Annotated in this window: 15 protein-coding genes; all 15 read right to left on the minus strand. The window is 44.0% G+C overall.

Translation table 11 applies throughout. From position 1 onward, the window contains the following. Window positions 1-35: 35 nt before the first annotated feature. Window positions 36-1,037, minus strand: a complete 1,002-nt coding sequence (locus GC102_RS12865; protein WP_171689899.1) for a Gfo/Idh/MocA family protein — start codon at window positions 1,035-1,037, stop codon at window positions 36-38. A 23-nt stretch (window positions 1,038-1,060) separates the two neighbouring features. Beyond that, the gene (locus GC102_RS12870) at window positions 1,061-1,972 is read right to left on the minus strand and encodes a Gfo/Idh/MocA family protein (protein WP_312883251.1); all 912 of its coding nucleotides are present in this window, start codon (window positions 1,970-1,972) and stop codon (window positions 1,061-1,063) included. 22 nt (window positions 1,973-1,994) lie between these two features. Next, entirely contained in the window at window positions 1,995-3,065 is a 1,071-nt protein-coding gene (locus GC102_RS12875; protein WP_171689900.1) for a dihydrodipicolinate synthase family protein, read from the minus strand. A 2-nt stretch (window positions 3,066-3,067) separates the two neighbouring features. Then, on the minus strand, window positions 3,068-4,084 hold the full coding sequence (locus GC102_RS12880; RefSeq protein WP_171689901.1) for an NAD-dependent epimerase/dehydratase family protein: 1,017 nt from the start codon (window positions 4,082-4,084) through the stop codon (window positions 3,068-3,070). 122 nt (window positions 4,085-4,206) lie between these two features. Beyond that, entirely contained in the window at window positions 4,207-5,514 is a 1,308-nt protein-coding gene (locus tag GC102_RS12885) for a GTP cyclohydrolase IIa (RefSeq protein WP_216628039.1), read from the minus strand. 620 nt (window positions 5,515-6,134) lie between these two features. Beyond that, a complete protein-coding gene (locus GC102_RS12890; RefSeq protein WP_171689902.1) occupies window positions 6,135-8,990 on the minus strand; it encodes a glycoside hydrolase family 2 TIM barrel-domain containing protein in 2,856 nt (951 codons plus the stop codon). 182 nt (window positions 8,991-9,172) lie between these two features. After that, window positions 9,173-11,440, minus strand: coding sequence for a helix-turn-helix transcriptional regulator (locus GC102_RS12895; protein WP_171689903.1), 2,268 nt, complete (start codon window positions 11,438-11,440; stop codon window positions 9,173-9,175). A gap of 187 nt (window positions 11,441-11,627) precedes the next feature. Continuing rightward, the gene (locus tag GC102_RS12900; protein ID WP_171689904.1) at window positions 11,628-17,213 is read right to left on the minus strand and encodes an Ig-like domain-containing protein; all 5,586 of its coding nucleotides are present in this window, start codon (window positions 17,211-17,213) and stop codon (window positions 11,628-11,630) included. A gap of 106 nt (window positions 17,214-17,319) precedes the next feature. Then, window positions 17,320-18,870, minus strand: a complete 1,551-nt coding sequence (locus tag GC102_RS12905) for a type 2 periplasmic-binding domain-containing protein (protein ID WP_171689905.1) — start codon at window positions 18,868-18,870, stop codon at window positions 17,320-17,322. A gap of 56 nt (window positions 18,871-18,926) precedes the next feature. After that, the gene (locus GC102_RS12910; RefSeq protein ID WP_171689906.1) at window positions 18,927-19,787 is read right to left on the minus strand and encodes a carbohydrate ABC transporter permease; all 861 of its coding nucleotides are present in this window, start codon (window positions 19,785-19,787) and stop codon (window positions 18,927-18,929) included. 13 nt (window positions 19,788-19,800) lie between these two features. Continuing rightward, window positions 19,801-20,658, minus strand: coding sequence for an ABC transporter permease (locus GC102_RS12915; RefSeq protein ID WP_246320899.1), 858 nt, complete (start codon window positions 20,656-20,658; stop codon window positions 19,801-19,803). Between the two features lie 358 nt (window positions 20,659-21,016). Next, window positions 21,017-22,630, minus strand: coding sequence for a response regulator transcription factor (locus GC102_RS12920; RefSeq protein ID WP_171689907.1), 1,614 nt, complete (start codon window positions 22,628-22,630; stop codon window positions 21,017-21,019). Window positions 22,631-22,653: 23 nt separating this feature from the next. Then, window positions 22,654-24,381: a sensor histidine kinase gene (locus tag GC102_RS12925; protein WP_171689908.1), complete on the minus strand. Its 1,728-nt coding sequence runs from the start codon at window positions 24,379-24,381 to the stop codon at window positions 22,654-22,656. A 134-nt stretch (window positions 24,382-24,515) separates the two neighbouring features. Further along, window positions 24,516-25,403 carry a carbohydrate ABC transporter permease gene (locus GC102_RS12930; RefSeq protein WP_171689909.1) on the minus strand — a complete coding sequence of 296 codons (888 nt, stop codon included), beginning with the start codon at window positions 25,401-25,403 and terminating at the stop codon, window positions 24,516-24,518. A 30-nt stretch (window positions 25,404-25,433) separates the two neighbouring features. Further along, window positions 25,434-26,393 carry an ABC transporter permease gene (locus GC102_RS12935; RefSeq protein WP_246320893.1) on the minus strand — a complete coding sequence of 320 codons (960 nt, stop codon included), beginning with the start codon at window positions 26,391-26,393 and terminating at the stop codon, window positions 25,434-25,436. Between the last annotated feature and the right edge of the window lies 1 nt (window position 26,394).

Raw genomic sequence — 26,394 nt, forward strand, 5'->3', positions numbered from 1 at the left:
AAAGGGCTGGTCAATTGTTCATTCAACCTGCTCTTTCATGATCCAAATTCCTGATCAACAAACTGTTCCAAACCTGTTTCTGCAGAACGGTATACAGCCTCCAGTGCAGCTATGACGCCTCGCGCATACGCTGGAGAGCAGCTGGTTTCCGAATGGTCCCGTATGGCCGTGAGCAGGTCGGAATATTGCAATTCGAATGGAGCAGCTGTGTTTGGTGTGTCAAGCTTCTCATACTGACCGCCCCGACTTATCCATAAGCTTTCACCGGTTACTAGCTTCAGCATACCACCCGTAAACATAATCTCCGTTTCATTGCGCGATGCCCCTAAGTAACCCGATTGAACAATTGTCGCAGGAATTCCTGAAGTAAGTTCCAGATAAATCATACCGCTGCCTTCTACATTGCCCCTGCTTCCATGATAACTCACAGATGACCTTAATTTACGCACCGTACGATCTGTCAGCCACTGAATTTTATCGATAGAGTGCGTACCCAGATTGGCCAGAATACCACCGCCTGATTTCTCTTTTTCGAGAAACCACTGTGGACGCGAGTCTTGGAAGTAATTCGTATGTCTGACATCATGAATCATGACGAGCTTTCCTAATTCTTCACTTTGGATGATCCTTTTGGCCTGTATATTTTCAGCAATATAGTGCTGAGTATGTCCGACCAAGATGCGAATATCCGCTTTACGTCCAGCCTGGATAATCTCATCGCATTCCGATACGGATAAAGCCATAGGTTTCTCCAGCATCAAATGACATCCATGTTCCGCAGCAAACACGGCTGTCTCTTTATGCAAATAATGAGGCAATGCGATGACCACCACGTCCGGGCATTCCTGTTTGATCATTTCCCGGTAATCGTTATAGGCCGTTATTTCATAGAGCTGGGCGATTTCATTTGCTTTATCGAGATTGATATCTACAACCGCGCAAGCTGCAAATCCCGTCGTTGATTGGATAGCATCAAAATGTGCTTTGGCTATAATACCCGCACCAAGCACCGCTACTCTTAATTCTGCTTTTTGCATGGCCGTTTCATCCTTTCCCGATTCTACAGATATACCTCTAAACCGGATTCACGACTTTCATTGGCGGCTTCCAAGAATCGCATGATCTGCAGCGTCTCTTCCATGTCGATATCAGGTGTTCCTGTTACAAACATGCTCATAATTTTCTCCATTAAGCTGGCATAATACGGTTTCGGATGTCGATACACATCGATAAACTGCGTTTTGGTTTCCTTATGCAGCAGTGCGCCAAATTCTGAGTTGCCTTTGCGATTACCGCGAATCGTACCGATGATACCATTTTCCCAGACGCCGGTAATGAGATCATGCTCATCATTTGTAACAGCCGAAACCTTCACACAACCTTTACCCAGCGTTTTAAAAAGCATCTCAGCCGTATGCACGCCATACCAGTATAGCCCCGGCTGTGTAGGCTGCATGGCTAGCGGACCATAACAATCCATGCCGATAATGCTGCCGCTTTCTGATTCCAGTAACGCCTCCGTCATTGCTTCAGCATAACGAAGTGAAGAACAGCTCATGATCGGTATGCCATGCAGCTGTGCTAGTTCCACGATTGCCTTCGCATCGGAAGAAGAAAGAGCCATTGGCTTATCGATGAAAATCGGTTTGCGATAAGCCGCGATGCGACGAAACAGCTCGAGATGAACCCGAGCGTCGACCGACACCATCAGAATGGCATCGCAAGCATCAGCCACTTCCTCCGGCGAATCAACAATTTTCACACCATACTTGTCGCGAACTTGCTCCGTAAACCCTTCCACTCGCGAATAACTCATCTCGAAATCGGCTGAACCTCCTGGATAAGCAACCGTCACTTCCCCACCAGGCACATGATAAGCATGGTTCTTATCGTTTAGCAATTGCGTAAAAACGGGAGCATGCGATGAATCGAGACCTATAATACCAATTCGAATCGTTTTCCCGGACATCATCTGTAAATCCTCCCATTCACAATCAATCTGCTAACCATTCGGATAAATGCCTCTTAACAAATTCATCGTCGTTCAAATTCGGATAATCCCGATAGACACGGTCAATTTCCTCCATTTGTCCGTTAGACAGCTCTTCTTCGGGATTCAAACACCAACGCCCTTCAAGAAGACCTTGTCTCCTAAGCACCTCATGAATTCCGGCTATACAGCCTGCAAATCCATTCGCTGTATCAAAAAATGCCGCATTGGAGTCCGTGACTTCTATATTGCGAGTCAACCAGTGGGAATTTAGACTTTCATCGTTTCGTACAAGTTTAATGGCCTCCAAGAGTTCAACAGCCTTTTGCGTCCAAACAGACCAATGACCCAACAAACCGCCCACTATTTTTTTCTCAACCTTGATTCCATTAACGACAAAATGGTAGTTGGTCAGCAAATCGTTCACAATATTATCGTCATTGCCTGTATACAAAGCGATTTCATCTCTCCGCTCGGAATTACATACGGCACGCACGACATCGATCGTTTGATAACGGTTAAACGGTGCCATTTTGATACCAGCCACGCCAGAGATGTTCGCAAACTCTTTCCAGAAATCGTAGCTCAATACTCTTCCACCGACAGAAGGCTGTAGATAAAAGCCGAATACCGGAATGATCTCCGCGATTTTGGCAATTCGCTTCAGTAAGTCCTTCTCTGTTAAGCTTTGAAGTCCTCCCATGCTGACTAAACCGAGATCATATCCGAGGCCCGCTGCTGTTTCCGCTTCGTAAACGGCTTGCTCTGTTGGGCCGCAGATACCGGCTATCTGAAGGAAGGGCTTGGTTAGCTTGGCATTCTTGACTTCTTCGGATGCTAATCTTAGCACCTTTTCGAACAGATTATGCTCCTTGTCCCTGATCTCAAACTGTGTCGTATGCACAGCAACTGCGATACCGCCCGCACCCGAAGACATGTAATAACGTGTCAGAGCTCTTTGTCTGCGTTCATCCATCTCTCTTGCAGCATTTAAAGCCAGCGGATGTGCGGGAATAACCAATCCCTCATGCAGCGCCTTGTTTTTTTCCGCGCTTAGTGGTTTTATAAGGCTCATTTTTAATATTTCCCCTCCCTCTCTTGAAAATGTGTTGGTTTATTCCAAGTGTGACCATCGGCCAAACACCACTCCGCGGTCCATTCAATCATTTGCTGCAGGGAAACCTGCGGATAACCGAACAGCTGATGGGCTTTTGCTGAATTGCTCAATAAAGCAGTCGGCGATTCTTCTCCAACAAAGATAGGTTCCACACCGAATCTTTGGCCAAACATATTTGCCGCCCAACGCATCGATAAAGTTTCAGGTCCGGAAACATTCAAGAATGTAGGTGGGGAATTGGAAATATTCAAGGAACGAATAGCCATTTCATTCGCATCCCCTTGCCAGATACAGTTGACATTTCCCATGGTGATGTTGATAGGTTTTCCTGCTTTAACCGATTTAGCTATTTCCAAAAGCACGCCATAGCGCAAATCCACCGCATAATTAAGTCTGAAAATGGTCAATGGCGTATTATATTTACGAGAAAAATGCTCAAAAATCCGCTCACGTCCCAAACAAGATTGGCCATATTCTCCGATCGGCCCTGTCGCCGTATCTTCAGTAGCTCCTCCATGAGCAACCGGTGTGAATGGGTACACATTCCCAGTGGAAAAAGCGACAATACGAGAGTTTCTATATTTTTCCGCAACACGTCCAGGGAGGTAAGCATTCATTGCCCATGTAAAATGTTCATTCCCCATTGTGCCAAATTTATTTCCCGCCATATAAATAACATTTTTCACATCAGGCAGCTGCTGAAGCTGTTGATCGTTCAATAAATCAACGGAGATCGTTTCAACACCGTCTGCTTCCAGCTCCTGTTTTAACCCTTCGGAAGAGAACCTCGAAGCGCCAATCACCTTTTTATTTACACCAGCTTCTTTGATAGCGTTCATGGCTAACCTAGCCAAACTAGGTCCCATCTTACCGCCAATACCAAGTAACAGTATATCCCCATCAAGTGCAGCAATATCATTGATTAAAGCGGACGAAGGCTGAGCTAGCTTTGTTTCTAATTCTTGGATTGTTTTCATGTCGTTCTCCTCTCGATTTTCAAGTCTACATCCCTATTTTAATGAGCCAACACATTAAAAGACAAGTCTTTTAAATGTCTATATATAAACAGAAGGATAGGACAAATCCCTTCCATCTCACCTTAGCTCTTCATACTTTCATCCAGGAACGCAAACTCAAAAATTTGCCGTGGACGGCCTTTCGGCATTTTCTCCATACCGCTAGTACGGACTAATCCTGTATCCGACCATTCCAACAGCAATCGATGGGTGCTTCTAACGGTAATATTGAGCAGCAAAGCTAATTCTTGAACGTTATACTCTTTCTTGCCGGTACGGGCATAGGTTACAAGTAACCTGCTTAAGTAGGGGGAGGTCATATTGGCGTTCTCTGCTTTTTTAATAAAGTCAGGATTCACCAATTCCAAATCTTTCACCTGAGCATCCACCATCTCCAAAGGTCCAAGTATGCCTCTGTCCTCTCTAACAATAAAGCATGAGTTGCCGCTCGCCTCCTTTGATTTCCGTAAAGCCGATCTCGCATTTGAACCCGCTTCATTGGCCGTTCTGCCAAATCCAACACCGATACTTAACGTTAACTGATAGGATCTATAGATTTCTGATGCTAGAGGAACTCTTTTGTATCCCGCCGTCTCTTGTTCAAATATCCCCCTGGTTGTAAAAAATAAATATTCATCGCCTCCCAGGTGCGTAAGATGACCTCGTAAAGAATCCACATAATCCAGCAAAATTCGGTGAATATTGAGCTTCAGTTTTTGAATTTCATGCTCCGAGTTATGGCGATCGACGATTTTGCCAAAACCATCCACATTGATCAAACCCACAACGATCTGGGATTCCTTACTTTTCCTCGCATCTGTCGATAGAAGCGCTCTCTCCAGAGCTACAACGATGTCCTGTGTGGTTGGGACCATCCATTCATTCGGGATACCTAAATCATTTAACTCAGCTGAAATTGAATTGATTCCAGTAAGCACTCCTGACACCAAACCCTTGTTAAAACAATCTTTATGGAATTCTAACAGTTGTTCTCTTGTGGGATTGCTTGCCTCATCATAGCAAATGATTTTCAAATCTTGTTCATCGATTTCTTCCAAAAATCGTTTTACCATGACTGGAGTTACCGTATCTACACTTATTGCTTTTCCAACCATATTCGATTTAACATTTACGTTTGCAAGCTTTTTTTGGATGTTGTAAAAAGCCTTATATAATCCAGTTTCGTTATATCGGACGTAATGAACAGGTACGACTGATTTCACTTTTTCCAGAACTTTTCGGTAGGGGACAGGACCGCATAATAACAGGACTTCCACTTCATTCTTTATTTCATCGGATAAATTTGGAGTTTCCAATTCATTCTTTGAATACCTGACAACGGGTTCAAAGGTGGGGAAGTTTTTGATGACTTTGACGATCCTTGACACCATATCCTTGGGTCCGACAATGCCAATCTTAACCCCAGCACTGCTACTACTGTGACCTATTATTTTTCCTAAAGTATCAATGGGAGATCCCTCGCTTTGATTTTCAATTGTTTCAACCTATTTTAAAGGAGACTGTCGATCCCTACATTATGCCCTCTAACCACTGGTAGGCATGACTCTAAAAATTAGATTTTAGAGTCTTTTAGCAGCTTTTATAGTGGATGCCAATGTTGTATTTACTACAACAATTCACACGCCAAAAGGCTATTTTGCAACTTGAAGTTGTAGTTCGTACAACATTTCGAGCCCCTTTGCTGCGAAAACGCCCTTTTTAGGCCCAATTGTTGTACAGTATGCAACAATGTAGAGAGAGAGGCAAGAAACAGGCAGCGATTGTTGTACTTTCTACAACATCATTCAAATAGGGATTCATGTTTAACCCAAAACAACCTTGCGCGAAAGCTCTGTGCGCAAGGCCGAAGGATGATCTGAATCGGATTGCCAAGGCAAGAGCAGATCCACATCACAGTAATTTTCCGAATACTGCGCAAACTCAACTTAAATATAACGCAGATAGGCCTCTGCCTTCAAGCAAGGTAACGTTGCCGTATGAGTTAGGCAGCTTACATCTCTTTCCCGAATACTTTCACTACATAAAAGCTGGGTAGCCCTTTGGATACATCGGTCATAACAATGCGTACATACCTGATCCCTGCTTCATGAAATTCATCCATGCCCATTTCTTGTCCCGTTTGTCTTTGAAAAGCCACTGCTTTCCAATGGATATCACCAGATGAAACTTCAACTTGATATTCATACTCCGTATTATCACTTTCCCAATAGATCTTACAGCCATCCAACTCGTAGAATCCTTCAAGATCTACCTTCCACCATTGCGGTAGTTCATTATTCCCAGCACTCCAACGCTCGCTCCACCGATCAGCAATGATATTGCTAGTTGCTTGACTAGCGCTGCATCCAGGAAGCTCAGAGCTGGCTTTCGCCGGTTTATTGATCGCAACATCCGTCCAGTGTTCCCAATATCTAGATGATGGTGGCGAAAAGAAAGCAATCTGATCTACCTCATATTCCGGTTTTCGATCAGGTGGTACTTGTGATTTTCCTGGTACAAATGGCTTAGAAATAGGCTGCGATATGATTTCTACAGTCGCCGATTTCAATCCATCTGACTCCGCAAGCAGTGTGATAAGGCCTGGTTCCTTCGTCGCACGAATGAGAACCCCGATGGCTCCCGCTTCCGCTTCTACGGGGTTTGACCCCACTCTACTGTCTCCATCACCGACAATTTCTGCCGGTCCTGTCAACTGGAATTCTATCTTATTGTATGCATCCGGAACTACGGTTCCATTGGCGTCTCTCACATAAACATGAACCATGATTAAATCAGAACCATCCGCTTTCAGATCAACACCGCAATCATCTACAGATAATGTTAAATAATCCGGAGTCCCCGGCGTCATGACGGAATGTGTGGCTACGATAACATCATCAACAATAGCTTCAGCCATTAATTTTCCCGGCTCCCATTCTACCCCTTCGAAGATGAATGGTGCATGCGGCATACTTCCATAGCTTGCGTCTGGTTTCTTAACACCGAGAAGCCTTCCGTTCAGATAAAGTCTGATTCGTTCACAGTTGCAATAAACCGTAATGTCCCTTGTTGAAGCCAGTGTCCAATCATTAGCAATGAATACCATTGGTGTTGTACGAATACCCGATATTTGTAAATCAGGTTCACTTTGGCTTTGGAATAGATAATAGCTATATTTGGGTAAACGATATAAATCCAGTGCACCACAGGCAGCTATATTATCATAATATCCCCTGTTCGTATCAATCCCGGTCCACAGCGCTCCGCCGCTAAGTCCTTTTGTAGCTAGAATATTATTTAAAATGTCGGTGCGCTCTTTCGAAGACTGCAGCATACCAGACTCGCCGCCTGGGTAGAAATCTCTTGTCCCTCTTGAACATCTGAGGTGCGTATGCCTTGGACCCGCCTGCTCCAGATAATGGTCTCCCCACTCCCTGATGAAAGATCCCTGATGATCACGAAGTGCTGCTCCATAAACGACATCATAGTGGGTAGCAGCAATCCTATAATTGTCACAGGCCGCATAACATTGATCACCTGGATATTCGGCATGTGTGACCTCTAGGGCTGTTCGTGTATATTGTTCACTGTAATCGGTTTCGTTCAAAATAGGCTCCCACAATACAATACTAGGGCGATTCCTATGATAACGAATCATCTCTCGAATATCTTGATAGGATCTTTCTTTAAACGTATCGTTATCCCTGAACCACTGCCATCCAGGTGTCGGCACAATACACATCAGGCCTAATTCGTCACAGGCATCCATGAAAGCCGGAGATTGCGGATAGTGTCCGGTACGAATGATCGTAAATCCGCCTTCTCTAAGCTTGATTGCATCCCTCCTATGCAGGGAATCAGATAGGGCATCTCCCACATATACATATTCCTGATGTCGGTTGGCTCCAATTAATTTCATTAATGTCCCGTTTATATGAAAGCCTTCACCATCAAATCGGATGTGCCTAATCCCAATTCTTGTTTCATAGGTATCTACAACTACATCGCTATCATAAAGAACCGTGTATACAGTATATAGGTAGGGGTGATTAGGGTGCCAAAGCTTGGGTTCTGATACTGTAACACTCTGAGTAAAAGTATGATCCTTCCGTTGATCTATGTTGTGTAAACTGGAAGATACCTTACTAACAACTTCATTATTGTCATTTACAATATAATGGGTCACTGAGCAAGCCTTTGGGATTTCATATTCATTACTAATATGTGTTTGTATATTGACTTGAGCTTTAAGTGAACTTACATCCGAGTACGTGATGAATAGGCCGCCACCTGCTTGTTGATTCGCATAAACGGCATCTGTGATATGCAATTTATCCGTCGTATGCAGCCATACATTCCGATATAGTCCTCCATAATAGCAAAAATCCAATTCTCCCTGAGGTTTACCTGGAGGAACATCCGGCATATCGGAGTTGTCTAGCTTCACCACAATAACATGATCCGTTTCTCCATCCGCCGTAACGTGATCCGTAATATCTAAAGTAAAAGGCAGGTAACCGCCGTAATGTGTCGAGAGATGCTTCCCGTTAATCCATACATCTGCCGTATGCTTCGCACCTTCGAATTCTACAAATATTTTTTGACCGTTGTAAGCCTTATCCACATAAAAATGTCTCCGATACCAAGAGATACCCAGATAGTTCAGGCCTCCACTGCAGTGGGCCGGTTCTACCCTCACTGTGTGAGGAAGGTGAACAATCTCCCAAGCTGAATCATCAAATTTAGCCTCTTCTGAACCTTGTATATCCCCCCGAAAAAAACGCCAATTCTGATTAAAACTTAATTTATTGCGATGAACCTTTGTTTCAAATTCCTGTGAGATACCCAATTCATCTAATGTATTCATGCCATACTCCTCTCAACTAACATGTCTATAAGCTTATATTAGTGAGAACACCCTTTAAAGACAAGTCTTTAAAGAGTCTTTATATGAGTTGAGGAAAAATGCGAATCCATGAAGAAAAGTCCCGCTTCAAAAGGAAATTGGAAGCAGGACTTTTGTCGTTAATTACCGTATTATTTATAAATTCAAGAATCAATTATCACCTTACGGAACTCGCCTGGCGGGATGCCAGTAAACTTTTTGAATTTGCGAATAAATGCGTTGACACTGTAATAACCGACCATAGAGGCGATGTCCAGCACTTTGAGATCGGTCGTTTCCAATAACTCCTGCGCTTTTCTCATACGTACGTTGTTGATATATTCACTGAAGTTGATTCCTTTCTTTTGCTTAAAGTAAGTAGACAAATAAGTCCCTGTAATACTCAGTTTATCTGCAAGCAAATCCAGTGTAATGTCATCACCAAGATGAGCGTTAATATAATCCGTAACAACATCGATTATGGGGTCTGTTTCTTCATTTTTTCTGCGAATGAGGGTAACCTCAACGTTTAGGAACCATTCCAAATATCGTTCCAATTGATTCAGTGTGTAACATTCACGAACGTTTTCGAACGGTGGCATCAGAATCATTGCATTTTCGGCTGTATGCCGTAAACTTGTATCCCTGCCAGTCGCCTTGTTTACCTTACGAATGACTTCTGTGGCATATTCATGCATTTGACGCAGAGTAGCTCTTTTCCTATCCAAATAATTCAGTCTGCGTTTCACAATTTGAAACAGTTCGGAAGCGTTGCCCATCTCCAAATTAGCATAAAACACATGATCTTCGTCGCTATCGAAATAGGTAGGATCTTTCGAACCAGCCTCCGTGATAATTTGCGTTTCATCTCCTGGACGCCGACCATCTAATAATTGCAAAATATGCTTGTAGGCATCAGGAAATTTGGCAGTGTGGTAATAAGTCTCGCTGACTGCGATCGAAACTAGGCAGTATTCCCGGTCCAAATCAAAAACCCGTTTCCACCGCTGAAGATATTCCTCCAATTTCGGGCTATTATCCTTTTCTATGAATACTAGAGATAAAATGATGTCATTTTCAATCTGAAACGTTAACGTTTCTGCGAAAGCTCCGGTCAAATCCGCATTAATATACTCCTTGAAGAAATTAGCCGCCTTGTCCTGCTCAATATCCATGTCCCGTTTCAATCGAGAATTGAACAAAAGTTGAAAGCCGATTAGCATAAACGGTTTATCGATGTCCAGCGGGATGTTCACTCCCTTGGCATAACCATGAATATTTTTAAATTTGTTCGTGTAAGCGTAATATTTCAACAGTGAATTCTGATGGTCTAAATCTTGATGGATGACCAGATTAGCTCTAATCAAATCGCTGATTTTTTCGCTGATCAAATTGAATTCTTTGATTTGGCTTTGCGGCGGAACGGAAAAATTCAATTGCCGGATGGATTCAACGATTTTTCGCAGCGGGTTGTTGAGACGGACGCTAAAAAAAATCGAGGCCGCAATACTTAATAGAAGTGATAAGATGAGAATCGAGGCAAGAATCAGATTTAACCTTGAAATCTGCGAAGAGATCTGAGAAGTTGGGATTACATTGACATAAGTAAACCCGCTAATTGTCCCCTTCTGATAAAAAATGTAATCTGTACCTACCTTCACATACCCTTTTAACAGGTCCATTGCAGGAAATTCCATAGATTTGAAACGACTATCGGAAGCAAAAAGCATGTCGTTCTTTTCATCCAAAATATAAAGCCTACTTCCCGAGACGGGTTGATAGAACTCCGCTGACATCTTGTCGTTATCCAATAAGGCGATAATAGCGATATTCTTGTTACTGCTGCTGCTGAATAATACGGGCATAAGACTGCCGCTGTTTTTCTGTGCACCCATTGTTTTGAGGGAAAATTCCGAGGAAGCGTACACTTTGAAGCCATTAACCCCGCTTATTTCCTTCTGCCAGAAATCATAATTATACGTATCGTTGTAATAAAATTTATCGAACATATCGTGAAGAGGAGCCGATCCGTCTTTATCGAACGCAAGATCGAGATTGTTTAATACAAACATCATATTGTACAAATAAAGAGATGGATTCGTTAAATAAGATTGCAACTCATTGCGTAACTGGGTTACAACCGCATAATCGATTCCACCGACTTTTTCCCGGTTCAGATTGCTTGTATTTGCTTTTAGGAATTGTGTAAATTCGAAATTCTTAATCATTCTAATATGATCTTCATAATGTTTTACTGTGGTATCTGTGACTAGGCTGTTGTTCTCGATCAATTTATCCTCTAAATTCGTACGAAAAAACGCATACGAAACAAAGTTGAAGGAGACCGGCAAGAGAATAATTACAATAAAGCTAATCAACAGTTTGAAGAACAGTGAGCCTACCTTCTTTTGAAAAGGTCGTATACTTACCAATACAAACGTCCCCTCTCTAGTTGCACCAAAATTATATCATCTCACCTATTAGTTTAATACAATGAGATTGGCTAAGGACATGTGTAGTTATTTGGAAAGTTAGCAGATCTTCAGATCGCAGGGAAAAAACCAAAAAATCACTGCCTCGAGGAACAACCTCAGGCGGCGATTTTTTGGTAATCAAATACTACTTTTGAAAAACCACTGTCGGATTCACACTTGTATTCTGAATTTTCTCTTGATAGGTTCCCATGTAGGACATGCTAAAGGTGTAGTTGCCAGACAATAGCTCCTTGCTTGCTGTTCCTCCAACTGTAGACCCTAAGTCCTTCCATCCATTAGCATAATATTTCACTGTTCCTCCATCCAACGGATTTCCCAAGCTATCCTTCAGTTGTACCTGCGTTTTCACAGTCTGGAACACAACTGTTGGATTCACACCCGTATTTTGCACTTTCTCTTGATAAGTACCCAAGTAGGACGTGCTGAAGGTGTAGCTGCCTGGCAATAATTCCTTGCTTGCTGTTCCTCCAACTGTAGACCCTAAGTCCTTCCACCCATTGGCATAGTATTTCACTGTTCCTCCATCCAACGAATTTCCCAAACTATCCTTCAGTTGTACCTGCGTTTTCACAGTCTGGAACACAACGGTTGGATTCACACCCGTATTCTGCACTTTCTCTTGATAAGTACCCAAGTAGGACGTGCTGAAGGTATAGCTGCCTGGCAATAATTCCTTGCTTGCTGTTCCTCCAACCGTAGACCCTAAGTCCTTCCACCCATTGGCATAGTATTTCACTGTTCCTCCATCCAACGGATTTCCCAAGCTATCCTTCAGTTGTACTTCCGATTTCACTGTTTGGAACACAACAGCAGGTGCAGATCCTGTGTTCTGAGATATTTCCTTGTATGTGCCTCCATAGTTCATGCTGAACGTATAGGGTTTATCCAACAAATTCTTAACTGCATTACCCGATGCATCCGTTAGCCCGAAGTCTTTCCAGCCGCCATCATAATATTTGACTGCACCGCCGCTAATCGGGTTTCCATTGCTGTCTTTCAGCATGACATTAACTGTAGGCCCGTATACATTCACTTCTTTGATGCTGGTATAGATGCCCTTGTTCGTTCCATGCCCTACGATTCGTACATATTTCACATTAACATCAGAGACGGTATACGTTTCGAACTCAGCTGTTGTTCCGCTGCTTGTTCCGGAATATACGTTACTCCATACACTTCCGTCGATTGAGGTTTGAATGTCAAATGTTTCTTGCCTTTGATGCCCTAAGTACCAGGCGATATCAACCCGATTTACCTTTTTCACATCAGTAAAATTAACCTTGAGCCATGGATACCCTGAAGGATTAACAGCCGTAATCAACGAAGTATCCGTCTTTGCAGACCATATGGTTGACATGTCGTCGTCTACGCTTTTATTAGGATCAAAGTCCGTATTGATTGCGTTACTTTCAGCACCCGCAACCGTAAGCAAAGGCGAATCCGTGACCGCTACCGTGTATGTGTTGGTTACATTTCCATTGGCAGAAGTCACTTGTATGACCGTTGTTCCTGTCTCACTTCCGTTCCAGTCAATATGGACTGTGGCGTTCTTGTCATGCTTGATAGCAGACACTAGCGTCTGTACCTTTTTCGAGGATTTAGGGACCATGTAGTTAAATATGTTGGAATTAAATCCTTGAATGAATTTCCCATTCAGGGCAATAGCATCTAGTGTAGCATCGTTTACGGTGCTCCCTCCACCGGTCACTTGTGCAGGTTGAACTGTATCATTCGTAAGATTTAGAGATACCGCCTTTCCATCTGCCTCAAACGTCCAACTATCACCCTGCCGAGTCAAAGTTACGTTACTAGGAATGGCCGTCGATCCCGACCATGAAAATGCTGAAGCATTTAGCCAGTGGGTTTGCGATGTATTGATCAAGCGGAATGCCTGTCTGTCTAAACTTGACTCGTCGTTTACATAGGGCACTGCTTCCACCCTCGCATCTACACCCGTTCCAGTCAACTCTTTATACCTCAAGTTTGCAGTCGTACCGGATGTAAGATAGCTACCATCTCCGAGCAGCTGTATGTTCTGACTCTCTGGGAAAAACCTGAGCTCCAGATTTTTCGGACTATCTACCTCTATATCGTCTACTATGACCAGGATATCAGGCTTCATGTAGATTAAATGCCTTTTATACTTCTTGAGTCCGAGCCCACTGTCATAAGCTTGTGTTGCATCTCCCAACATATAATCATAACTGACGTTCGACTCCGCCTTAACGATTGTCGGTTCTGACTTCACGCTTTGCATAGGAATGTTCTTTAAGAATTGAGCTCCCTCCCCTAATTGCCCCACGCCGTTTATGGTCAGAGTATTATGGTTGGATGTCCTTTTGTCCGCATATCCGTCATCCCTGATCAGCCACTCACCATTGCCAAATATCATAAAATGGTTTGCGTCTGGATGAGCATGAGCTACTCCCCAGTCTTCTATGGGCTCCGAATTGTTAAGATGAAGTGCTTTGTGCCCGATCGAAGGCCCGCTTTTAAATGCTACCATTGATTCATTCCCTGACCAGTCTGACCTTGCTGAGACGATGCCAAGGTCATCAAAAAGATGCAGTGTAGGCAGCGTGCTATTTGACGTTTCGGGTACAGACGGGTCATACCACAACATATTTGCGTACCTGACATTATCAGATTCTATATTGGCGGTATCGATCTGCCCGGCGAGCCATTGTGCCAATCCATCCGAATATTTTCCGGCAAGCAGCCTTAAAGACATGTCAGGCCCATACCAATTAGCTTTGGCATCATCTGCAAAATTAATGTGATTCAAATCCGATTTCCAGCTATTCTTAGGAAGTGACATATAAGCAGCATATTGTGAGGCATTCTTAAGCCACATATTGTTTTGATAAATATTGATTCCAAAAAACTTTTGTGCGATTTCTCCATAATTTAATAAATACTCAACACCATATTGCCAATAGGGGTAACCTTCCTGGCTTGCGCCGTCCTCAGGCAAATATTGAAGTACTTTATCAAATTTACCAATGGCATATTCAAGCCAAGGTTGCGTATTAATGCCCTCATCGAATATCGCCACTGCTGCTGCAGTGAGTCCTCCCAGACTGACCCACAAATGGTTTTGCAAGTAACCCTCCGTCCAATAAACTTTGGTATAATTTGTTTTTCCTTCAAAAGGCTGTCCAGATGCTTTAAGATACATTTCGTTTCCATGGGCTTCTAATGTATGTTTTATATTATCACGCGTAACTGCATCAAGATCGTTATACAGCCAATCGTATACAATCGCAAGACTAAGCAATTGATGTGCTGCCGCAAGATCCGTGTTTTTGAGCGGTTCCCTTCCCCAAGTTGGATAGCTCATAGAGGCAAGGGCATAAGCTTTAGCTGCGTTAAAATATTTTACTTCTCCACTTAATACATAAGCCATTGCAAGATTTACCGTGCGATCTGCCGTATCTCTTTCCCACGAATCACCAGGGTAAGGGTCTATATAATATGCAGGAGGAGGGGTATTAACAAGTACATCAGCCTGGGCTTTTATTTGATTCCAAATGCTTGCATGGGTTCCGCCAGGAAGAATAGCCGCTTTTAGCTGGTTGATTTTATTCTGATCAAGGAACAGCCTTGGATGTACATCCATGTAAGGAGCCATAGCAGCCGACAAGGGTTGAATCGTAACCGTTATGGTCGAATACGTTGAGCCTCCGTTATGGTCATTCACCCCGACATAAAAGAGATCAGAAGTGTTGTTCCCTGGATTAGGTTTGTATGTCCATGTACCATCGCTTTTTACGCTAAGCGTTCCATGACCAGGTTCAGCTAGTTTGGTGTAGGATAAGGCATGGCCAGCCGCATCACTAGCAACGACATGTCCGCTTACAGATGCGCCGAAGGTTGTTGTCGCGGTATAGTTAGGCACTGTAATGTCTAAGTTGCCTCCAACTTGTACGATACTCGCCGCTTGATAACCGCCATCCTGTGATGTCGCGGTTATCCCGGCAATCCCTTGATTTACCGCAGTAACCAAGCCATTATTTACCGTGGCTACACTAGCATCGGAGGATGTCCATGTCATGTTTGTATTCGTAGCATTTGTTGGCGTGATTGACACATTGAGCATAACACTGTCAGATACATTTAAAGTTAGATTACTTGGGTTTATCGCAAGGCTCTGTACGAAATACCAAGGTATTACACTTTCATTGTCATACCAGGTTATGCCTGTTCCCGCATCCGGCATATTCTCTATCCCCATTTTCACAGCGCCGTTAGGGGCTTGAACCATTTTCTCCACATAGCTCCAGTCGTTGGTGCCTTTCAAACCTGTTGTGTATATCATCGTGCCTACAACTGCATTCGCGCTGTCATAGAACCCTATTCTTACCCGAGCTCCCTCAACGGATTGTACATTCTCTGTCTTTATCCAGCTTGTAAACTTATAGAAATTTCCCGGTACCACAGGACTAACTTGCCTGGATACTCTGATCCTACCGCTGGTTGAAGCGTCAATCTTGAGAGATTTGCCGCCTTCCTTAAATACCGTGTTGTCCACACTTGCCACAGGACCCGCAGCAAAATTGGTAACCGACCAACCGTCGGGTATAACACCTGATGAGACCATTTCGAAACGTGCATTTTTCAAAAGATTACTCGCATCTATGATAGATGATGCCGTTTTATTACCATCTACAGTCGTAACTGTTATTATTGCAGTCCCCTGACCAACTACCATTACGTGGCCATCAGTAACTGTTGCTACTGAGCTGTCAGAGGATGTCCATGTAATTCTCTTGTCAAGCGCATTCTGCGGTGATATGACAGCCGATAGCTCAATCGTATCGTAAACAGCAGCAGTCACCTTACTGGCACTGATGGCTATACTATCTACACTCACTCCTATATTACCTACAGATACATAACATTCAGCACGATATCCCCCCTCACTGGTTGTTGAAGTAATGACAGCTGTTCCATAACCCAGGGCAGTCACCGTTCCACCGCTTACGGTCGCAACAGTGGGATTGGATGACGCCCAGACGACATTTTTGTTAGTCGCATTTGCAGGAGTGATCAAAGCATTCAGCGTAATACTTTGCCCTACTTGAAGATTTGCGTGTGTATTGTCCAATGTTATTCCCTGAACTGGATATATCGGTATCACGCTTTCGCTGTCGTACCAAGTTATTCCAGTACCCACATCCGGCATATTCTCGATCGCCATTTTTACTGCGCCAGCAGGGGCTTGAACGATTTTCTCCACATAGCTCCAATCGTTGGTGCCTTTCAACCCCGTCGTGTACACCAACGAACCTATTAGTGCATTCACGTTATCATAGAACCCTATTCGTACCCGAGCTCCCTCCACGGATTGAACATTCTGCGTTTTAATCCATGATGATAGGCTGTATGTTTGTCCAGCAGTTATTGATGGTACGGTTTGAGCAAGACTAACCCTTCCTCCAGCAGTAGCATCGATCTTCACGGAATGCGTACCCTCGCGATAAACCGCAGAATCCACGGTAACTACAGGTCCCGCTGTATATACTTTGATCGTCCAATCAGATGGATTGCTATTTGCCAATTGTGTCTCAAACCCTGAATTCACCAGCATGTTATTGCTAGCTGCCTGTGCTGAATTGTTTGCCGGAACGACCATCAATGTAATGAACATGATGATTAGACAACAGATGGACAATGTATACATTCTTTTATAAACTCGACTAATTCCCATTTCAATCAGCTCTCCTCACATATAAGAACTAGAAAACCCGCATCCTTGGCGTGCGAGGTAAATCATGAATCGCAAGTCGTGGATGCGGGTTAGGGTAAAAGTTATATTACTTTGTTTTGGACACCCGGTCAAAAGAAGCCTGATAGACATCAAGCGCTTTCTGAAGTCCTAATTTTTTGAGCTCCGCCACGTATTGATCCCATTCATCGAGACTTCTTTGGCCAATAATAAATTTCGATATGTTCTCAGAGTAGGCATCAGTGACCGCTTTGCCGGTTATCGACAAAACATCTAATTCAGACTGTGTATTTTTCGGAAGGGGACTGTAAACATCCATATATTTATCAGCATCATCGTAAGCCGATTGCAGACTTTTGGATATGATCGACTTATAGGCATCGAAATCAAACCAGGTGTACGTGCCCAGTGTCGTCAATCCAAATTTATTGGCTAGTTCTGAAGCATTATTAAATAAGCCCGGAATGAATTTCTTTTTCCCATTTTCAATGGTATAGGTTGCACCTTCCTTCCCCCAGCTGGCCATTGTCTTTCCTTCTTCGCTATAAAAGAAGTCCATGGTCTTCATGATTTCTTTGATTTTTTTGGACTTGGCGGAAACCATCAACCCACCGTCGACGGATTGCGTGTTAAGAAGCAAAGGCTTAGCACCGGGTAATCCTGCTGCTGGAGGCATAAAGGCTATTGTGGAATCCGGATTTTCCTTGCGCATCGGTGTGTTAAAGAAATCTATGCGAACGATGTAATCATTCGTTACAAATCCTTTGTTCGTTGAGATCATATCCTGCCAACGTTTAGTATCGACCGTCAAAAAGTCGGCTGGAATAAGGCCATCCACATAAAATTTATGGAGATATTCAACCATCTTCTTGAAGTTGGGTTCAATTGGACCAAATTGAGCTTTATTCGTTTTTTTATCCAGATAAAAGCCCCCATTTGCTTCAAAAGATGGAGCCATACTATTCAGGATGTTCAATCCATTGCGGAAGACAAACGGACTTGAATCCGGATAAATCTGCTTAAGCTTTTTCAAAACGTTATAGAACTCGTCGTAATTGGTAGGAGGCGTAAGATTATTCTTTTGGAAAATATCTTGACGATACAACCAGCTCATGCCATTCGCTTTCCCGTAACCCTCATTTGGAAAAACGTACATCTTCCCGTCTGACGCCAAAGCCGCTTTGACATAGGTCGGATACTTCTCCATCCATTTTTTAAAATTCGGCATGATATCCGTATAATCGAGAATATTGGCAAATACTCCTTGAATGCCATACGTATTCGCCATCGGCGTGTAGCCAAAAGTGAGATCCGGCAGTGATCCCGATGCCACATTGAGGGTGACCGTATCTTGCAAATTCCCTGATGGGAGCTGTACATTTAAAGTGGTTCCTGTATTTTCCTCAATATATTTCCAAATAGGCCAATCTTTGTTATACGGCCAACTTGCATTCGTCTCCAGGAGTGCTGTAAATGTGTTCTTCTCAATCCCTTTATTTACTGTTGCAACAGCCTCAGGGATTTTTGGATTCCCACTAACACTAGGAGCCGTGCTATCCGGGCTTGTTTTATTCGTGCATCCAGCAAGTACAGTAAGTACCAAGGCTACGTTCAATGCAATCAACCCAACTTTTCTCACACGCAATTTCCCCTTTGTTTTTATAAAATGTCTCTAGCAAGGTTTGTCTTCCAGATTCAACCTTTGACTGAACCTACCCAAACCCCTTTGTCAAAATATTTCTGCATGAACGGATACAGCAGCAGGATAGGCAGCGTAGATACCATAAGTACTGCGTATTTCAAGGATTCCGAGACGATAACGTCGCCTTGACCACTGGTCGCTTCGGAAGACATTTGTCCGGCAAGCATAATGTTACGCAAAACAACGGAAAGCGGAAATAAATTCACATCCCTCAAGTACAACAACGGCGTGAAGAAATCGTTCCACAAACCGACTGCAGTGAATAATCCGATGGCGGCAAACACAGCTTTTGACATCGGAAACACAATACGCAAGGCGATACCAAAGTCATTACAACCATCCATTCTGCCGGATTCTTCAAGTTCCGGAGGAATACCTCTAAAAAACGTGCACATCACTAACATATTCCAAGAGTTAACAGCGCCCGGAAGCACCATAGCCCACACCGTATCTAACAGGCCGTAGGATTTGATGATGAGAAAAGTCGGAATCATGCCTCCACTGAAAAATAACGTGATCACAACCATCAAGGTGAACCCTTTAGAGAAAATCATTTCTTTTTTCGTTAAAGCATAAGCTCCGAATGCCGTTATGGTTAAGGAAATAAGAGTACCAAGTGCCGTATACATCATTGTATTGAGAAAACCCTTCATGATACGGGTATCCTTGAACACTAGCTTATACATGTCAAGATTAAAGCCTTTCGGATACCACGTGATTGCCCCTTTCATCACAAACGTGTTCCCACTCAAGGAAACAGAGAGCATGTAAAGAAAAGGGTAGAGGGTAATCATGACAACACAAAGCATAAGAAATAGATTGATTAGGGAAAACAGACTGAATTTTTGCTTCATGAAGATATCCCTTCTACCATAGGCTAGTTTCCGTAAATTTGCGACTAATATAATTCGTGCCCATCAGAAACACCAGACTGATGATTGAAGCAAACAATCCAATCGCTGAGGCGTAACTGAATTGACCCCCAATTAGTCCCATCCTGTAAACGTTTGTGCTTAGAATATCCGCGGTTTTCAAATTGACCGGGTTCGTCAGCAAATACACTTTTTCGAAGCCAATTTGCGTGATATTTCCTACGTTGAGAATGAGTAAAATGACGATCGCAGAAGCTATGCCTGGCAGAGTAACATGCCACATCTTGCCCAAGCGCGAAGCCCCATCGATTTCCGCAGCTTCATATAACGTCGGGTCTATGGACGATAGCGCAGCAAGATAGATGATGGATCCCCAACCGAAACTCTGCCAGATGCCGGATGCCACATAAATCGAGCGAAACAACGCTGGCTCCATCATGAAATTCACAGGTTTAGAGCCAAACGATTGGATGATTTCATTAATCAACCCGCCCGATGGTGAAAGGAAAGTGACGATCATCCCAACCACAACCACGTTGGAAATAAAATGCGGCAAATAGCTGACTGTTTGAACAAACCTTTTGAACAGGGCGTTCTTCAATTCATTCAGCAGCAGCGCCAAAATGATCGGTGGTGCAAAACCAAACAGTAATGAATAAATCCCAAGCAAAAATGTGTTCTTTATCAATCTTAATGAGTTCGGGTCTTGAAAAAACATCGCATAATATTTCAGGCCTACCCAATCACTCGACCAAATGCCTTTAACCAAATTGTAGTTTTTGAAACTTATGACGATGCCAAGCATAGGAGCGTATTGAAAAAGTAGATAATACAACAAACAGGGCAGGAACATCACGAACAGATATTTTCCTCTAGTTAGTCTTTTTAAAAAGGAGATTTCTCCTTTACGATCGCGTTTTATCGTGTTCGTTGTCTCATTGACAGAAGCCTGTTCGTTTGCCATACTGATTTCTCCTCCCTTCTTATGTACGACATTAAGCCATTCATTTGTCATGCAGGTTTCCCTCTTTTCTTATGTGCTGCCTGAACAATGTGATCTTAACAAGTCATTTAGTCCTTGGAAATGGCTTATTCTTTGACAAGTTACCTGATCTCTTGCCTATTTAAAGATCTGTTAATTTTCTAAATATCTGCACATATCCGAATGCAAAAAAACCGTCATGTAAAACTCAACATGACGGCTCGTAACCTTACACTTGTTTATTTTTATATTGTGTAGGCGTAATTCCCGTGTAGCTCTTGAATAGTTTGCAGAAATAACGATAGTCGGAGATGCCTACAGCCCCGGATACCTCATAAATTTTCATCGTCGTCCGTTCCAACAATTCGCTCGCCTTTTCCATACGTACTCGGTTCAAATAATCCGAGAAGTTCTCGCCGACCTCCTGCTTGAACATTTGACCTGCGTAAGATGGGTGCATTTGAACAAGCTTAGCAAGCTCGGCCACCTGCACATCCTCCTTGTAATGCTCTCGGATATAGCGAATCATCAGTTGAACTTCCTTGCGCATCGACGCTGACGGATGAATGCGATTGTTCATCCATTCGTATACGGCGTGAATCATTTTTTCCCACCATCCGCAGTAATCCGTCCACGTCTCTAATCGATCGATCCCACTTAATCGCTCGACAACCGAGGCTGGAAGCTTTACGAACCCGGGGTGAAACATTTGTCGCGTCATCCGAAGCAGATCCGCTGGATGAATCGGTGGGTTATAAAGCTTGGTTATGACAGACACACTTTCCTGGAATGCTTCGGCATCCTCCCGCAGCATCGCTTTCACCACAGCTGCAATCCATTCTCGGATCTGCTCCTCATCGAAGCGCCGGAATGTTGGCGCATGTTTGCTTACAACAGCCGAATCCGACTTATAGAAATAAGCGGCTAGCCCATCAAGTCCTTCGCGCAACCCATCGGCAATATGCTTTATCGTCAAAGGTTGCTTGCCTAATTCCCGTACCGGGCCGACATGAATAAAGCTCTTAACCGGGGCGAAATCTCTTAAAGCTTCCAGTGCCGCCAAAGCTAGCTGGTTCATCTTGAAGCTTTCCAGAAGCTGTCTGGATCCGATCAGCAGGCACAACCGGCTTTGTCGTATCGGCAGCATCACCATCCGGTTGCCTTCACCGAGCATACGCGAGTCCAGCCTCTCCTCCAATACTTCGCCTACTTGTTTCTGGAGCTGAACAAGCTCCTCTTCCGTTAGCTCAGTTTGCTCGGGTCCCGCGGGGACTCTCCAGCCTATGGTCAATCCCGCCAAATAACTGGCTTGGGCCACCTCTTCGAACCACTCTTCAGGCATCGTTCGGGCTTGGATACTTCCATCATCGTCCACCAATCGCTCCGTCCACTGGCGCTTCCTAGTCCATTCCTTTTCCCATTCCAACTTACGGCGCATCTCCAGCTTCTGATCCACATCCATCTCCTGCTCAATCTCTTCAGCCACCTTGCGGCAAGCGTCGAGAATTTGCTCGGGCGTCTGCGCCAGCTTGATCAAATAGTTATCCACACCCAACTCGATGGCTTGGCGCGCGTATTCGAACTCGCCATAAGCCGTCAGGATAACAATCCGGATTCGCGGCCACCGCTTGCGAACATAGGCAGCTAGTTCTAATCCGCTCATATTCGGCATCGTAATATCCGTCAGCAGCAGATGCGGCATATCCCGTTCTATCATTCGGATCGCTTCCTCAGCTCCCGATGCGGCTCCCATAAACGTAAACCCTGCATCCGACCAAGGAATCCGTTCGGAAAAGCGTTCACGTACCCATTGTTCATCATCCACCATCAGCAGCTTCAGCATGGCACTTTCCCCTTCCGCTACATTTATTTCTCTCGAAGTTCTCCTATCGGTAGACGAATCGTCACCGTTAGCCCCTCATCCGGCTCATTATGAAAATGCAGACCATACGGATAACCGAACGTCATACTAAGCCGTTCTTGCACATTGCGCAGCCCCAAATTGTTCAAACCTTTATAAGGATTAGGCGTCCCCGTCTCTTCCGTCAGCAAGGCAAGCTTCTCCGGAGTAATTCCTGGTCCTGTATCCGAAACCTCAAGCAGTACACTATTAGCCTCCGTATTCTTCCCCGAGACAATGATATGATTAACCTCTTTTTTAGTGAGCCCATAGAAAATACTGTTCTCCACCAATGTTATCAACGTTAGCTTCGGGATTGCCGTGTTAAAGTAGATCTCCGGAACGGCAATGTCCATCTCGAATACATCCCCATACCTGAGGTTCATAATCTGAACATAGTTTTCCAATTGCCGAAGTTCATCCTCAACCGTCACAATATCTCCGACCTTGTCCGTTGAATATTGCAGCAGCCCCATCAGCGACCTAATCATCTCACACATTTCATCCGTTTGTCCGGTTTCACCCAAGCAGTATATAGCATTAAGTGTATTATTAAGAAAATGGGGGTGAATCTGCGATTGCAGCACCTTCAGCTCATGATGCCGCTTCTTCTCCTCCGCTAACCTCAAGTCATCAAACAAGGACTTGATATTGCCCATCATGCTGTTAAAACCATCAGCAATATGCGTGAACTCATCGTTGCGTTTCAGTTTGATCCGAGCTTCCAATTCGCCGCGCGCAGCTGCCTTGAATTGTCGGGTTATGGCTGTCACGGGCTTGCGGATGTAGTTCGTAATCCACACGGAAACGATCACTGCCAGAATAATGGCGATTAGCAGCACCAGCACCAGCTGTTTCTTGAGCGAGTCCAGCAAAGGAAACGCCTGCGATTCCTCGATGACCGAGAAAACAAACCAATCCCAGCGATTTTGATTACTGCTAAGCACCGTATAGTTTCCAAAAGAGGTGTGAACGGTGTTGAAAGCCGTCCCGCTCGTCAGAGTTAAGGCTTGCAAGGCATCCTTCATTTCCAAATGATCCTGAAACGTCTTCGGGTAGGCGAGATACGTGTTCGTTGACAAATAATCGCCTTGGCCCGAAAACAGATAAATTCGCCGCTGCTCGCCTTGAATGATCTGCGGACCGGTTAGCGCATTCAAATTCAAATCCAGCGCAACAACGCGGTTACTGTCGATTTGCTTTGAAACGGTAATTACTGCACGCTCGTTGATTGAATACGGGGGACTCCACCAGAAGCCCGTTTTGCTTGTTTGAGTTTTGATTTCCTCAATTCGCTCGGGAGTGATATAAAATCGATATCCGTATGGAGAGCTAATCTTCACTTTGTCATATTCGATCAGATAAATACTATGAATCTGTTCTTGATGGTAAGTCATGATATTATCGATCAGCTCCATATAGTCGGCTTCGTCCATTTTATTGTATAGAACCGGATTGGAGAGAAAGATCAGTTGACTTTGTATGGAGTTCATTAAGGTTTTGATATAATTTTCAACCTGCACGACGGAGCCCTGCAGCACTTCTTCGTTGTTTTGCCTGATCGGCTCAAAAAGCCGCTGGTACCCGAAAATGCCGATCACCAGAAAAAGTACGATTACAGACAAAAAAGTAAGGATAAACAGCTTGGTGCTAACGCTGGAAGTGAAGCTTTTTCCTGTTATCCGACGAATCATGCAAGATCGCTCCCCTATCCTATGAGGATACAGCAAAGCCCCCGATGATCGAGGGCTTGTGACTTTCAAGTATTATAGCATGGCCAATACTTCTTTGTACCATAATTTTCATACTCAATCATTTGCGCTCACTATTACCCTTTGACGGAACCTAGCAATGCACCTTTGACAAAATATTTTTGCAGGAACGGATAGATGATCAGGAGCGGTAATGTCGCTACTACAACTACGGCCATCTTGATCGTTTCCGGAGGCAGCGCGTCGAGAGCCAATGAATTAATCGACAGCTCAGAGCTAACATTTGGTGCTTGAATCATGCTTCTAAGCACAACCTGCATCGGCATAAGCGTTTTGTCGGAAATATAAAAGATACCTTTGAAATATTCGTTCCAATGCGTAACTCCGTAGAACAAACCAATCGTAGCCATTATGGGTGCCGACAGAGGTAGGACAATGCGAAATAGTGTCTGTATGTCTCCGCAACCGTCTACCTTGGCTGCCTCTTCTACTTCCGCCGGGAGGTTTTCAAAGTACGTTTTGACAATCAATAAGTTAAAGGTGGATACCATTCCGGGAATAACGAGCGCCCAGACCGAATCGTACAATCCGAGACTGCGAACCATAATGTAAAGTGGAATAATACCGCCGCTAAAAATCATCGTGAATACGAGCGCCATCAGGATAAAATTACGGCCTGGAACAGACTTCTTGGATAGCGGGTACGCCAGCAGCGTGGTGACTACCAGATTCAAAGTCGTGCCTACTACCGTAATGAATACAGTAATTTTCAACGCCTGAGGAATACGCGCGCTCCCAAATATTTCTTTGTAAGCTTGAAAGGTAAAATGCTCGGGCCAAATAACGAAACCGCCATTCTTCATGACTTCTATATAAGGAGTCAGAGAAACGATAGCGACATAATACAGCGGAAACAAAGTGACGAGGGCAAACAGGGTTAGAACTGTATTTATTGCCACATCAGCTACCTTATCCCCTTTTGACTTTTGGAGTACGAATGACATCGTAATACCCCTCCTTTTTCAAATTGCAATCTACCATATGCCGGAACCCCCGACTTTCTTGGCTATTCTGTTTGCGCCTACAACTAAAACGAGCCCTACCAAGGATTTGAAAACACCCATAGCTGCTGCAACGCCAAACTCCAGACGCTCGAAGCCATATCGATAAACCCATGTATCTACAATATCCCCGACATCATACACCCGGGCATTCAAGAAGATGAAAACCTGATCGAAGCCTGCATCCAGTATGCCGCCGATTCTGATAATCAGCAGAAGCACGAATACATCACGGATACCAGGCAACGAAATATGCCAGAGCTGACGCCAACGTCCTGCACCATCCACGACGGCAGCTTCATAAAGTTCCTGGTTAATGGATGCCAAAGCCGCCAAGTAAATGATGGCTCCGAATCCGGTATTTTTCCAAATTTCTGTAAGTACCAGCATCGGTCTAAAGAAATCATTGTTCGTCAATAAGTCAATTTGTCCCCATCCCATATCGCGTACATAAGTACTGATCAACCCGGAGCCCGGAGCTAGGAAAGAAAAAGCTAATCCATATACGATGACCCAGGACAGAAAATATGGTCCGTAAGTTATGGTTTGTACCGCTCGTTTGAACCAAAGGACCCTTACTTCATTCAACATGAGTGCAAGGATAACATCAGGTACCATGTTGCCTACAATTTTGTAAATACTGATTAACAGCGTGTTTCTCATGATTTGCAAAAATTCAGGATTATCGAAAATGACTCGAAAATTATCAAAGCCGACCCAAGGACTTCCCCAGATGCCCTTCATCAAGTTGTAATTCTGAAAAGCTATCAAGGTTCCCGCCATTGGAGCAAAATGAAACAGAATATAATAGACCAGTCCAGGTATCATCATGAGGTAGAACCATCTGCTGTGGTAAATGCTTCGTAGTTTACCTTGCCTCACCGGGCGTGTTGCTGTAGGTTTCTCTTTCATTGCAGTTGTGGTTTCCGCCATC

The sequence above is a fragment of the Paenibacillus germinis genome (genome assembly GCF_013141785.1).
GTDB lineage: Bacteria > Bacillota > Bacilli > Paenibacillales > NBRC-103111 > Paenibacillus_E > Paenibacillus_E phytorum.

Excerpts from the sequence above, each read along its gene's own strand:
- GC102_RS12885 (WP_216628039.1), bottom strand. The coding sequence starts at position 5,514 with ATGGTGTCAAGGATCGTCAAAGTCATCAAAAACTTCCCCACCTTTGAA.
- GC102_RS12925 (WP_171689908.1), bottom strand. The coding sequence starts at position 24,381 with ATGATTCGTCGGATAACAGGAAAAAGCTTCACTTCCAGCGTTAGCACC.
- GC102_RS12875 (WP_171689900.1), bottom strand. The coding sequence starts at position 3,065 with ATGAGCCTTATAAAACCACTAAGCGCGGAAAAAAACAAGGCGCTGCAT.
- GC102_RS12890 (WP_171689902.1), bottom strand. The coding sequence starts at position 8,990 with ATGAATACATTAGATGAATTGGGTATCTCACAGGAATTTGAAACAAAG.
- GC102_RS12915 (WP_246320899.1), bottom strand. The coding sequence starts at position 20,658 with ATGTTCCTGCCCTGTTTGTTGTATTATCTACTTTTTCAATACGCTCCT.
- GC102_RS12865 (WP_171689899.1), bottom strand. The coding sequence starts at position 1,037 with ATGCAAAAAGCAGAATTAAGAGTAGCGGTGCTTGGTGCGGGTATTATA.
- GC102_RS12910 (WP_171689906.1), bottom strand. The coding sequence starts at position 19,787 with ATGAAGCAAAAATTCAGTCTGTTTTCCCTAATCAATCTATTTCTTATG.
- GC102_RS12870 (WP_312883251.1), bottom strand. The coding sequence starts at position 1,972 with ATGATGTCCGGGAAAACGATTCGAATTGGTATTATAGGTCTCGATTCA.
- GC102_RS12900 (WP_171689904.1), bottom strand. The coding sequence starts at position 17,213 with ATGGGAATTAGTCGAGTTTATAAAAGAATGTATACATTGTCCATCTGT.
- GC102_RS12935 (WP_246320893.1), bottom strand. The coding sequence starts at position 26,393 with ATGGCGGAAACCACAACTGCAATGAAAGAGAAACCTACAGCAACACGC.
- GC102_RS12920 (WP_171689907.1), bottom strand. The coding sequence starts at position 22,630 with ATGCTGAAGCTGCTGATGGTGGATGATGAACAATGGGTACGTGAACGC.
- GC102_RS12880 (WP_171689901.1), bottom strand. The coding sequence starts at position 4,084 with ATGAAAACAATCCAAGAATTAGAAACAAAGCTAGCTCAGCCTTCGTCC.
- GC102_RS12930 (WP_171689909.1), bottom strand. The coding sequence starts at position 25,403 with ATGTCATTCGTACTCCAAAAGTCAAAAGGGGATAAGGTAGCTGATGTG.